At 69.8% G+C, this 12,245-nt stretch carries 10 protein-coding genes; 6 read left to right on the forward strand and 4 right to left on the reverse strand.

What is annotated here, in order from left to right:
• Positions 1–7: 7 nt before the first annotated feature.
• Positions 8–1,174: an acetyl-CoA acetyltransferase gene (locus DXK32_RS00770; RefSeq protein WP_205215600.1), complete on the reverse strand. Its 1,167-nt coding sequence runs from the start codon at positions 1,172–1,174 to the stop codon at positions 8–10.
• A gap of 443 nt (positions 1,175–1,617) precedes the next feature.
• Here DXK32_RS00770 and DXK32_RS00775 point away from each other — a divergent pair, with 443 nt between their 5' ends.
• The 4 genes from DXK32_RS00775 (at position 1,618) to DXK32_RS00790 (ending at position 7,136) form a co-directional block, all read left to right on the forward strand.
• Positions 1,618–2,820: a CaiB/BaiF CoA transferase family protein gene (locus tag DXK32_RS00775; protein ID WP_172428602.1), complete on the forward strand. Its 1,203-nt coding sequence runs from the start codon at positions 1,618–1,620 to the stop codon at positions 2,818–2,820.
• Positions 2,820–3,878 (forward strand): LysR substrate-binding domain-containing protein, encoded by a 1,059-nt coding sequence (locus tag DXK32_RS00780; RefSeq protein ID WP_205215601.1) that lies wholly within the window; start codon positions 2,820–2,822, stop codon positions 3,876–3,878. Before DXK32_RS00775 ends, DXK32_RS00780 begins: the two co-directional genes overlap by 1 nt.
• 9 nt (positions 3,879–3,887) lie before the next feature.
• On the forward strand, positions 3,888–4,382 hold the full coding sequence (locus DXK32_RS00785; protein ID WP_114856742.1) for a thioesterase family protein: 495 nt from the start codon (positions 3,888–3,890) through the stop codon (positions 4,380–4,382).
• Between the two features lie 213 nt (positions 4,383–4,595).
• The gene (locus DXK32_RS00790; RefSeq protein WP_114856743.1) at positions 4,596–7,136 is read left to right on the forward strand and encodes an ABC transporter permease; all 2,541 of its coding nucleotides are present in this window, start codon (positions 4,596–4,598) and stop codon (positions 7,134–7,136) included.
• A gap of 12 nt (positions 7,137–7,148) precedes the next feature.
• On the opposite strand, the gene DXK32_RS00795 is transcribed toward DXK32_RS00790, so the two are convergent.
• Positions 7,149–8,219 carry a serine hydrolase domain-containing protein gene (locus DXK32_RS00795; protein ID WP_114856744.1) on the reverse strand — a complete coding sequence of 357 codons (1,071 nt, stop codon included), beginning with the start codon at positions 8,217–8,219 and terminating at the stop codon, positions 7,149–7,151.
• A gap of 149 nt (positions 8,220–8,368) precedes the next feature.
• Between DXK32_RS00795 and DXK32_RS00800 the strand changes: the two genes are divergently transcribed.
• The gene (locus DXK32_RS00800; protein ID WP_114856745.1) at positions 8,369–9,583 is read left to right on the forward strand and encodes a putative DNA modification/repair radical SAM protein; all 1,215 of its coding nucleotides are present in this window, start codon (positions 8,369–8,371) and stop codon (positions 9,581–9,583) included.
• A gap of 2 nt (positions 9,584–9,585) precedes the next feature.
• Positions 9,586–11,001: a UdgX family uracil-DNA binding protein gene (locus DXK32_RS00805; RefSeq protein ID WP_114856746.1), complete on the forward strand. Its 1,416-nt coding sequence runs from the start codon at positions 9,586–9,588 to the stop codon at positions 10,999–11,001.
• A 30-nt stretch (positions 11,002–11,031) separates the two neighbouring features.
• Here DXK32_RS00805 and DXK32_RS00810 read toward each other — a convergent pair whose 3' ends face one another.
• On the reverse strand, positions 11,032–11,250 hold the full coding sequence (locus tag DXK32_RS00810) for a hypothetical protein (protein WP_035680398.1): 219 nt from the start codon (positions 11,248–11,250) through the stop codon (positions 11,032–11,034).
• Between the two features lie 327 nt (positions 11,251–11,577).
• The gene (locus tag DXK32_RS00820) at positions 11,578–11,772 is read right to left on the reverse strand and encodes a hypothetical protein (protein WP_040136610.1); all 195 of its coding nucleotides are present in this window, start codon (positions 11,770–11,772) and stop codon (positions 11,578–11,580) included.
• Positions 11,773–12,245 lie beyond the last annotated feature (473 nt).

The following is a 12,245-nucleotide window of genomic DNA, read 5'->3' on the forward strand; positions in this document are numbered from 1 at the left end:
GGACACCTTACCGGGCAAGGATGGCGGTGGCGGCGGAGCAGAAGGTGCCGCCCAGCCCATGGGCCAGGGCGATGCGGGCGTCGGGCACCTGAACGCCCGGCCCCTCGCCGCGGAGTTGTCGGACGCTCTCGATCAGGGTGAAGATGCCGCGCTTGCCGGGATGGTTCGACGACAGGCCGCCGCCGTCGGTGTTGGTGGGCAGGCTGCCGCCCAGCGTCAGGTTGCCGTCCGCCACGAAGGCGCCGCTCTCCCCTCGCCCGCAGAAGCCCAGATCCTCCAGCGCGAGCATCGGCGTGATGGTGAAGGCGTCGTAGATCTGCGCCACGTCGATCTCGCCGGGGGTCAGCCCCGCCATGGCGAAGGCGCGCGGGCCGGACAGCGCCGCCGGGGTGGTCAGGTCGTCGGGAATCTGGCTGTTCTGGGTGCGCGCCACGGCGGCCCCGTAACCGACCAGATGGACCGGCGGCTTCTTCAGGTCGCGCGCCCGCTCCCGGCTGGTCATCACCACGGCGCCGCCGCCGTCGGTCACCACGCAGCAGTCCAGCCGGTGCAGCGGCGACGCGATCATCGGCGAGGCCAGCACGTCGTCCACCGTGATCGGCTTGCGCAGCCGGGCGTCCGGGTTCTTCGCGGCGTGCTCGCGGAAGGTCACGGCCACCTGGGCAAGCTGTTCCGGTGTGGTGCCATACAGGTCCATATGGCGACGGGCGAACAGGCCGTAGGTCGAAATCAGCGTCGGCGCGTAGGGAATCTCGTACTGGCCGGGGCCGGCGGGGAAGACGAAGGGGTCGAAGGACGGGCTGCTCAGCGGCCACCAGCGCGGGCAGGCGGCGTAGCTGATGACCACCACCTCGGCCAGCCCGGTGGCGATGGCCGCCGCCGCCTGCCCGGCCTGGAGGATGTAGGAGCAGCCGCCGACGTCGGTGCTGTTCACGTAGGTCGGCGCGATCCCGATGTATTCGGCCAGTTCGACCACATCCATGGTGCTGCCGCCTTCGGCCCAGTCGCCGGAGGCCGCGCACAGCCCGTCCACGTCCTTCAGCGTCAGCCCGGCGTCGTCCAGCGCGCCGAGGATGCAGTCCATCTGAAGGGCGAAGGGGTGGACGCGTGGCGCATCCCGGCGGGGCGATTCAAAAACGCCGGCGATGGCCGCCTTTCCCGAAAGATCGATCACGCGCGGGTTGTCCTTTCCTGGTTGTGGAAGGCCGCGCATCGCTGCCGCGACGCGCGCCGAGCGGCTTCATTGGACAGGCGATGAGAGTAAAGAGGCCGCCCGTCACGGAAATCATGAAGACTATCCAATGGCCGGCAGAGATTTCGATTGGTCCGATCCGCTCCCGGCAAGATCAAGACTACCGTACACAGTTCGTGTCACAAGCAGAAAAAACGATGCGGTCCGGTGCACGGAACGCACCAATGCCACACCGGGCGAATCCATGGAACGGTGCTTTCCATGCACCGGATTGGGCCAAACTAAGCGATTGTTTTCCGGCCGCCGTGGCGCAAGCCTTTGGGTGTCGCATTCCCGCCGCCGCCCTGGACCGGACCGGTTTCCAGCCGGGCGCGCGGCCCCGCCCGGACCGCCTGCGCGGCGCCCGGCCATCCGAAGGATCATGCATGCTCAACACCGATACGCAACGCCGCGAAGGCCCCCTGGCCGGCGTGCGCGTGGTCGATCTCACGCACATGTTGGCCGGCCCCTACAGCACCTGGCTGCTCGGCGCGCTGGGGGCGGAGGTCATCAAGATCGAGCGTCCCGGCAAGGGCGATTTCACCCGCATCATTGCCCCCTTCAGCGAGGAGGAAAGCATTTACTTCCTCAGCGTCAACCGCAACAAGCGGAGTCTGACGCTCAACTTGAAGGAGGAAAAGGGGAAGGAGATCTTCAAGAAGATCGTCGCCACCTGCGATGTGCTGGTGGAGAACAACCGGGCCGGGGCGATGGACCGGCTGGGGCTGGGCTACACCGATCTGAAGGCGGTCAATCCACGGCTGGTCTACGCCTCGATCTCCGGCTTCGGGCAGGACGGCCCTTACCGTCACCGGCCCTGCTTCGACGTGGTGGCCCAGGCGATGTCCGGCATGATGAGCATCACCGGCGAGCCGGGCGGCGATCCCTGCCGGGTCGGCGCGTCCATCGGCGACATCGGGTCGAGCCTGTTCGCCGCCGTCGGCATCCTCGCCGCCCTGCAGAAGCGGGCAAGCAGCGGCGAGGGCAGCTTCATCGACGTGGCAATGCTGGATTGCCAGCTCGCGTTGATGGAGAACGCCATCGCCCGCTTCCTAAACGCCGGGGAGACGCCGCGGGCGCTGGGCAGCCGCCACCCGCTGATCGCCCCCTTCCAGGCCTTCCCCACCGCCGACAAGCCCATCGCCATCTGCGTCGACACCAACGAGCAGTGGGACCGGATGTGCCGCGCCATGGGGCTGGAGCATCTGCTGTCCGACCCGCGCTTCCCCACCGGCTCGGCCCGCAACGCCAACCATGCGGAGCTGGAGCCGCTGCTCCGCGAGGTCTTCCTCACCCGCGGGCGCGACGCCTGGCTGGACGCGATGGAGGACGCCGACGTGCCGGCCAGCCCGATCAACAGCGTGCCGGACGCGCTGAACGACCCCCAGGTGGTCCACCGCAAGATGGTCGTGGAGGTGCCGGAGGGCTCGGGCAAGCGCTTCGCCGCCGTGCCGATCACCATGCCGGAAGCCCCCCTGCCCGCCGAAAGCCCGGCGCCGCGGCTGGGCGAGCACACCGACGCCATCCTGGCGGATCTCGGCTTCAGCCCCGACGAGATCGGCGCCTTCCGTCGCGACGCGGTGGTGTGATGGCCGGCGGCGCGGGGGGAGAGCGGCGGGCGGCGGGCGGCGAAGGGGCGCGTGCGGTGCTGGCGGAAATGTTTCATACTGCCGCCGGGATCACCGCCGCCGGGATCGCTCCCAGCCTCGCCCCGGCTTCCGTCCACAGCCCAAAGGTCCGCATGGCGCGCCGCCTTCCGCCCCTTCTCGCGCTCCGCGCCTTCGACATCTTCGCCCGTCAGGGCACGGTGCGGGCCGCCGCCGACGAGCTGGCGGTGTCACACACGGTGGTGTCGCGCCACATCCAAAATCTGGAACAGGCGGTGGGGGTGAAGCTGGTGGCGAAGTCGGGGCGCGGCCTGTCCCTGACCCGCGAGGGCATCCGCTACGCCGCCCAGCTCCGCCGCGCCTTCGACCTGATCGGCGAGGCCAGCAACGAGCTGCGCAACGGCGGGATGGAGGCGGTGCATATCTGCTGCCTCGCCGGGCTGGCCTCGCGCTGCCTGCTCGCCCGCCTGCCGGAGCTGGAGGAGGCGCTGACCGGGCGGGAGGTGATCCTTCAGCCGACCTCGACCCGCCCCGACTTCAGCCGGGAGGAGGCCGACGCCGAGATCATGTATCTGGAGGACGGCGGCTCCGTCGCCGACGGGCTGCGCTCGGAGATGTTCGCGCGGCCGCGCATCCTCGCCATCGCCAGCCCGGAGTTCAAGGCGCGCTACCCCGACGTGCGCACGCCCGCCGACCTCGTCGGCCTGCCGCTGATCCACGAGCAGTCCACCGGCATGTGGGAAGCCTGGCTGGAGGAGGCCGGCATCGCCGACATCCCCCGGCTGCGCGGTCCCCGGCTGTGGCAGGCGCACCTGACCATCGAGGCGGCCCGGCTGGGGCGCGGCGTGGCGCTGGTCAGCGACCTGCTGGTGACCGAGCCGCTGGCCAACGGCGAGCTGGTGGAGATGGTGGACAGCAACGTGACCATCGGCGGCTATTACTTCATCGCCCCGGTCCACCGCTGGAACACGCCGGTCATCTCGGCCATCCGGCAGTGGCTGCGCGGCGTGTTCCCGCCGGACCAGGCGTCCCCTCCCTAAGGCACTTCGATGACCCAGGACCACGCCCTGCCTCCGGATATCCTGCTGTCCGGCGTGCACACCGTCGACGAGAGCTGGATCGACCTTTACGGCCACATGAACATGGTCCGCTACGTCGCCCTGTTCGACGAGGTCGGCTACGCCCTGATGGAGCAATGGGGGCTGGGCGAGACCTACACGCGGGACGAGGGGCTCGGCCTGTTCGTGGTCGACGTGGCGGTGCATTACCGGCGGGAGCTGCGCGCCGGAACGCCCTTGCAGGTGGCCCTGCGGCTGCTCGACGCCGACGACAAGCGGCTGCTGAGCCTGCTGGAGATCCGCCGGGCCGACGACGGGACGGTCGCGGCGACCATGGAACAGCTCTCGATCCACGTCGATCTCGGCACCCGCAAGGTGACCCCCTTCCCGCCGGCCCTGGCGGAGCGCCTGCGCGCCCTGGCGGCGGTCCAGTCCGCCCATCCCCTGCCGTCCCGCCACCGGCGGCGGCTGCACTGCCGGGAGTAGGCGCGCGCAATCGCCATTATGGCCCTCGCCCCTCCGGGGAGAGGGAGGGGACCCGCGCCGCAGGCGTGGGGAGGGTGAGGGGGATGTCCCTGGCGCCAAGTCCGGCAAAAGCGCACCCCCCTCACCCTTCCCTCTCCCCGGAGGGGAGAGGGTGAATACCAAACCCGACAGCAGGCGACCGAAACGCTTGCCGGCCGGCGGGACCTTCACGATATGTCCGCCATGACTCATCTGCGCATCGCGTTGCGGCTGGCTTGGCGGGACCTGCGGGGCGGCGTCACCGGACTTTGGATCGTCGTCCTCGGGGTAGCGCTGGGCACCGCCATGATGGCCGCCGTCGGCTCGCTCAGCGGCGGCGTGCTGGAGGGGATGCGGGCCACCGCCCGCGAGGCGGTCGGCGGTGACCTCTCGCTGCGCCTGTTCCACGCACCGGCGACGCCGGAGCAGCGGGCCGTCCTCAGCACGTTGGGCAGGGTCGGTGAGACGGCGGAGCTGCGGCCCGTCGCCTCGGCGGTGACCGGCGGCGCCCGCGCCCTGGTCGAGTTGAAGGCGGTTGAGGAAAGCTACCCGCTGGTCGGCGCGGCGACGGTGTCCGGCGCCCCGTCCCTGGCCGACGCTCTGGCCCGGCGCGACGGGCACTGGGGCGCGGCGGTGTCCCCCGACCTCCTCGAAGCGCTCGCGCTGGGCGTCGGCGACCGCCTGCGGCTCGGTGCCGCCGAGGTCGCGGTCCGCGCCGTGCTGGAGCATGAGCCGGACCGGGCCTTTCGCGCCTTTTCCCTCGGCCCGCGCGTCGTCATCGATCACCAAGCGCTGGACACGACGGGCCTCGCGGAGCCGGGGATGCCCGTCTACTGGTACTATCGCCTCGTCCTGCCGGAAGCGGCCCGCTCCGACGCCATCCTCCGCGATCTGGAAAACCGTTTCCCCGACGCCGGGTGGCGGATCGTCGACGCCGCCCACGGCATTCCGGGCGTGGACCGCACCGTGCAGCTCGCCCGCGCGCTGTTCCTTCTCGGGTCCCTGTCCATCCTGCTGATCGGCGGCGTCGGCATCGGCCGGGCGCTGTCGGCGCACCTTGCCCGACGGTTGCCGGTTCTCGCCACGCTGAAGGCGCTGGGCGGCTCGCCGCGCCTTCTCTTCACCGCCTTCCTGCTGCAGACGTTGGCCGTCGTCGGCGTGGCGCTGCTGATCGGTGTGGGCTTCGGAGCCGTGCTGGCCGCCATGGCGGTGAAGGCGCTGCCGCTCGACTGGATGACGGAGACGGGCGGCGCCGTCGATCCGGCGGCCTTGCTGCTGGCGGGGGCGGTCGGACTGCTGGCGGCCCTGCTCTGCGCCGTGCCGCCGCTGGCCCGCGCCGCCGGGACCAGCCCCGCCGCGATCTGGCGGGGGGCGGTGGATGGCTGGACCCAGCCGTTGGGGTGGCGGACCCGTGGCGCTGTCGCGCTGCTCGGGCTGGGGCTCACCGGTCTGCTCGCCGCCTGGACGGGGATGCCGCTCGCCGTCGCCGGCTTCTTGCTCGTCGCGGTGCTGGTGGCGATGGGCTTCACGCTGCTGGGGCGCGGGCTCGCCTGGGTGGCCCGCCGGTTGGCGCGGGGGCGGCGGGCGGCGGTCCGGCTGGCCGTCGCCAACCTTGGTCGGCCCGGCGCGCCGACGGTCCCGGTGGCCGTCGCGCTGGGCATCGGCCTGACCCTGCTGGTGGCGGTCGGCGTGGTCGGACGGGCGGCGACCGGCCATGTCACGGCGACGCTGCCGGAGCAGACGCCCTCCATCGTCGTGCTGAACGTTTCCCCGCCGGACGGCATCGGCTTGAGCGGGCGCCTGACCGCCCTACCCGGCGTCGGGCGGGTCGAGACGGCGCCCTTCCTGCACGCCCGGATCAGCCGCCTCAACGGCACCGCCATCACCGAGGCGGACGCCCCGCGCTCTGTCGGCTGGGCGGTGCGCGGCGACCGCGGCCTGTCCTGGCGCGACCGCCCCGCCCCCACCGACCGGATCGTGGCGGGCAGTTGGTGGCCCGAGGGCTACGCCGGTCCGCCGCTGGCCTCGCTGGACGCGCAGGTCGCCCGCCGGTTGGGGCTGGCGGTGGGGGACCGCCTTACGCTGGCCCTGGCGAGCGGGCCCGTGACCGCGACGGTCGCCAACCTCCGGCGGATCGACTGGACGCGGCTCGACCTGGACTTCCCGGTTCTCCTCTCCCCCTTCCCCGAACCGCCGCCGCACAGCCTCGTCGCCGCCGTCTGGTCCTTGCCCGAGGCGGTTCCGGCGGTTGAGGCGGCGGTGGCGCGAGCGGTCCCGCAAGCCCCCACGATCCGCGTGGCGGAGGTGCTGGACACGCTCGGTTCGACCGTCCAGACCGTGCGCGGGCTTCTCAACGGCCTGTCCGCCGTCGCTCTCGGCGCGGCGGTCGTGGTCCTGCTCGGCGCCATCGCCAACAGCGCCCGGCGGCGGCTTCAGGAGATGGCGATCCTGCACGTCCTCGGGGTCGGGCGGCGTTCGATGATACAGGCCGTCGTGCTGGAGTTCGTCCTGCTGGGCGCCGCGGTCGCCGCGGTCGCGGTGCCGCTCGGCTGGCTCGGCGGCGCGGCGGTGGTCGCCGGCCTCGCCGACGGCGCTCCGCTTCCCGGAGGCGCGGTTCCCTTGGCCGCCTTCCTCGGCACCGTCGCCGCGATGGCGGCGGCCGGGGCCATGCTGGTGGCTTGGCTGCCGCGACGGAACATGATGCGACGGTTGCGCAGCGACACCCTGTCCGCCTGACACGCCCGCCCGTCAGGCCATCTCCGCCGCCGGGATGATGTCGTCGGTCAGCAGGGCGTTGAGAAGGCCGACATGGCCATCCGACCGCGCCGGGCGCGTGGGGTCGGAGGTGACGACGACGGTCAGCCCCAGACCGGGCACGACATAAAGCATCTGCCCGCCATAGCCGCGCGCGTAGGCGATGCGGTGCCCCTTCGCCGTGGCGAGGAACCAGCCATACCCGTAATCGTCGCCGGAGAAGGGGGAGCGCGTGCGCGGCACCCAGGAATCCCGCACCCAAGCGGCGCTGATGACCGGCCGTCCGTTCCACAGGCCGCCCTGCCGCCACAGCTCGCCGAAGCGGAAGAGGTCGAGCGGCGACAGCGCCATGTTGTTGCCGCCGAGGTAGAAGCCCTGCGGATCGCGCGTCCAGGACGGCACGTCGATGCCCAGCGGCTCGCCCAGCCACTCCCGCGCCAGGGACAGCAGGCTGCGCCCCGACGCGCTGGACAGCGCCGCGCCCAGCAGGTGGTAGCTCCCGGTCGAGTAAAGCATCCGTGCGCCCGGCTCGGTGACGAAGGGACGGCGCAGCGCGTCGACGACCCAGTTGCGGCTGTTGATCCAACGGCCGTAGCCCGGCCCGGAGGTGGGTTCCAGACCGGCCTGCATGGTCAGAAGGTCGGCGATGGTGATCCGTCGCACCCGCGGATCGACGCCCGCCGGGACCAGCCCCGGCGCCGCCTCGGCCAAGGTGACATCGACGCCGCGCAGGACCCCGCGGTCGATGGCGATGCCGGCGAGCGATGCGGCGATGGTCTTGGACACCGACTTGACGTTGACGGCACGGTTCACCGCCGGCCCCCGGAAGGCCTCCGCCGACACCACCGCACCGTTCCGCCCGATGATCAGCGCGTGGATCTGGTCGAGCCCGGCCGCCCGTTTGATGGCGCGGTCCAGCAAGGCCGGGTCGAACGCGGCTCCGGCCCCGGGTTGGGCGGCAAACAGCGGGCGCGCCAGGGCACAGCCTAGGGGCGCGGCAACGACGGCGGCGGTGGCGGCGAGGACGGCGCGGCGGCCAAGCCGGAACGGCGGGTTCGAGGTCATCCCGGTTATGTGGTCCCGCTTCGCTGCCATCCAAGATTGCCGCGAAGAGACACGGGTCGGACTTTGTCCCACCCAACGCCGCACACGCCGCTTGCCTCCCCACCTAACCAGAACATATTAAGAACAGACAAGCACCGTGGGATGGGACGATGGACGACGCCTTGATCGAGAAGCTCGGCATTCTGGCCGATGCGGCGAAATACGACGCCTCCTGCGCCTCGTCCGGCGCCAAGCCGCGCAGCGGCGGCAAGGAGGGGCTGGGCTCGACCACCGGCGCCGGCATCTGCCACGCCTACACGCCGGACGGGCGCTGCGTCTCGCTCCTGAAGATCCTGCTGACCAACCACTGCCTGTTCGACTGCGTGTACTGCATCAACCGGCGCTCCTCCAACGTCCGCCGCGCCCGCTTCACGGTGGCGGAGGTGGTCGACCTGACGCTGGGCTTCTACAAGCGCAATTGCATCGAGGGGCTGTTCCTGTCCTCCGGCATCATCCGCTCGCCGGACCACACGATGGAGCAGATGATGCTGGTGGCGCGGACGCTGCGGCGCGACCACGGCTTCGCCGGCTACATCCACCTGAAGACCATCCCCGAGGCCAGCCCCTGGCTGATCGAGCAGGCCGGGCTGTGGGCCGACCGCCTGTCGATCAACCTCGAACTGCCCACCGACCACAGTCTGAAGGCCTTCGCGCCGGAGAAGAACGGCGGCACCATCAAGGCGGTGATGGGTCAGGTCAACGAGCGCATCGTCGAGGCCAAGGAGGAGCGCCGCCGCTTCTCCCCCGCCGGCCAGAGCACCCAGCTCATCGTCGGCGCCGACGACGCCACCGACCGCTCGGTGCTGGAGACCAGTGGCACGCTCTACCAGCGCTACGGGTTGCGCCGCGTCTATTATTCCGCCTTCAGCCCGATCCCGGAGGCCAGCTCGGTCCTGCCGGTCAAGCCGCCGCCTTTGCAGCGGGAGAACAGGCTGTATCAGGCCGACTGGCTGCTGCGCTATTACGGCTTCACGGTGGAGGAGATCGCGTCCGGTGGCGAGGGTGGGATGCTCGACCTCGGCATCGACCCGAAGCTGGCCTGGGCGTTGAAGAACCGGGAGCGCTTCCCGGTCGACGTCAACCGCGCCGACCGCGAGATGCTGCTGCGGGTGCCGGGGCTGGGCGCCCGCGCCGTCGACAAGATCCTGTCGGCGCGCCGCCACACCCGCCTGCGCATGGAGGATTTGGGTCGGCTGTCGAACGGGCTGAGGCGGGCGCGCCCCTTCCTGATCGCCGCCAACTACCACCCCGTGGGCGGGTTGACCGACCGGCTGGACCTGCGCCAGCGGCTGGTCACGCCGTCCAGCCAGTTGAGCCTGTTCTGACCATGCGCACGATCACCCTGCGGGAGGGGGCGGACCTCGACGGCTTCCGCCGGGCGGTGCGCCGCCTCGCCGCCACCCGGACGGCGCCGGAGGCGGTACTGTGGAGCGTCGGCGCACCGTCGCTGTTCGGCGACGAAGGACCCGCACTTGAAGACGGCGCCCCGGTCCTCCTGCCCCAGGCGGTCGGCCAGTTGATCGAAACCGTCGTCTGCCACGGCGATCCGGAGCGCTACGCCCTGCTCTACCGGCTGGTCTGGCGGGTGCTGAACGGAGAGCGTGCGTTGCTCGACCAGCACGCCGACCCGCTGGTGCACCGGTTGGAGCGGCTCGACAAGGCGGTGCGCCGGGACATCCACAAGATGCACGCCTTCCTGCGCTTCCGCGCCCTACCGGACCCGGACGGCGGAGAGCGTTACGTCGCGTGGTTCGAGCCCGACCATCACATCGTCGAGGCGGTCGCCGCCTTCTTCGTCGACCGTTTCGAAAGCATGGTGTGGACAATCCTGACGCCGAAGGGATCGCTGCACTGGGACCGCCACCGCCTGATGACCGGCCCGCCCGCCGAGCGTCCGGATTCACTAACCGACGACCGCTTCGCCGAGGGCTGGCTGCGCTATTACGAGAGCACCTTTAACCCGGCGCGGGTCAACCCCACGGCTATGCGGGCGGAGATGCCGCGGAAATACTGGGCCAACATGCCGGAGACGGCGGCCATCCCGGCCATGGTCCGCGCCGCCCCCGCCCGCGTCCAGGCGATGCTGGAGGCGGAGGCCGCCATCCCGCGCCGCCGCATGCCCGAAAAGGCGGTGGCGGCGATGGCCCGGCAGGCCCCGGAGAGCCTCGCCGAGCTGAACCGCCTGATCCAACGCTCCGAACCGCTGGTGCCGGGCGCGACGCAGGCGGTGCCGGGCGAGGGGCCGGAGGGTGCGGCCATCGCCATCGTCGGCGAGCAGCCGGGCGACCAGGAGGACCGCGAGGGCCGCCCCTTCGTCGGTCCCGCCGGCCAGTTGCTGACCGCCGCGCTGGAAGAGGCCGGCATCGACCGCGGCGGCGTCTACCTGACCAACGCCGTCAAGCATTTCAAATTCGTCCAGCGCGGCAAGCGGCGCATCCACCAGTCGCCGACCGCCGGCGAGGTCAAGCATTACCGTTGGTGGCTGATGACGGAGCTGGGCTTCGTCCGTCCCCGCCTCGTTGTCGCGCTGGGCGCCACCGCGGCTCTGGCGCTGACCGGACGGCCCGTTTCGGTGCTGCGCGAGCGCGGACCGATGGTCTTCGACGGGTGGAACGGCGACGGGTGGGACGGTTTCGTCACCGTCCACCCTTCCTACCTGCTGAGGCTTCCGGAGGAGGAGGAGCGGCGGCGGGCGCAGGCGGAGTTCGTGGCCGACCTGCGCCGGGCCGCGACTCTGGCATGAGGCGGCACCGGACCGTCCCCCGTCAAACCCTCACGCGCCCTGCTGCTTGAAGCGCTTGCCCACCGTGCATTGGATGCGCTGAAGCTCGTACTTCGGGTGGTCGTTGATCCACTTGGCGCTCTCGATCTGACCGGCGATCGGGCAGCTCGACATGGTCAGGGGTTCGGTGTCGGGAACCATCGGATTGATGGTCCGGCACTGGGTCGGGTCCGACGCCAAGCAGAAGATCATCGACAGGGTAACAAACATCGGGCGCTCCAAAACGCAACGGCACGGCTGTGCCAACATCGTGTGGATCAGCGATAGCAAGCCGCATGCCATGCCCAGGACGAGGACAGGATTGCGCGATTACGGCTGCTCGGAAATGAGCCAAACCACAGGGCGCCGAATCATTAGGCATCGAAGATTAACCAATGCCTAAAGGTTGGGAGTTTGCAAAGCCGTTGGTGCAGCGGATGAAACGGAACGGGCCGCAAGGTACAGAGCAGCCTTCGCGCAAGTCTGGGGTCGGCGCGCCGCAGGTCAACGGAACGTTGAGTGAAGTCTTTCGTATCCTTGAAGCAACCTGCGCTGGCGTCAGGCCCCGGGCTGCTCGCACCGCCATTGGCGGACGTTCCAGTTGGGATGCTCCATGAGCCAATGCACGACGTGGGCGTAGCTGTTGTGCGTGCATTCCACCGCGGTCGGGTACCGTTCGAAGGAGAGTGGACGCTCGATGGCGCAGTGGTCCGGCCGCACGGCCAGACAAATCACCAGAACCAGTTCAAACATGGTTCGCGTTTCCTGTGCGAAAGCTCAATGGGCCGGCGCCTTCGGCGTTTCCGCAAAGACGGACGAAGGCCGGAACACATGCATCAACAGCCGGAGTCGCGGATCGGGCCGCGCTGCTTTGCAGCAAATATTGCTGCTCTGCACAAAATTCGCGTTCGAAACTGCAAATAAATAAATTACAAAATCTTGTTTTGAAGGATTAATCTCTTACTCCCAATTTGCGGTCGGTCCTGGATAAATCTGGCACAAGACGATTGTTTGAGATTTTCTATTCGGCAGAGCCTTGACGAGAAGATGGTCCCAATATAGCATTAAGTACCAATTTGGCGTCAGCTTTTCTGAATATTGAATTCAGAACAAAACACACCGCGCGACAACATCCGCGCGACAACGCCCTTTTGCACTCAGCGCTGCGCTCATAAGCAAGAAGCCCATTGGTTTTTGGGTAAACAATAAGCGCCATCACGGGAGGG

Source organism: Azospirillum brasilense (assembly GCF_003349955.1).
GTDB lineage: Bacteria > Pseudomonadota > Alphaproteobacteria > Azospirillales > Azospirillaceae > Azospirillum > Azospirillum brasilense_B.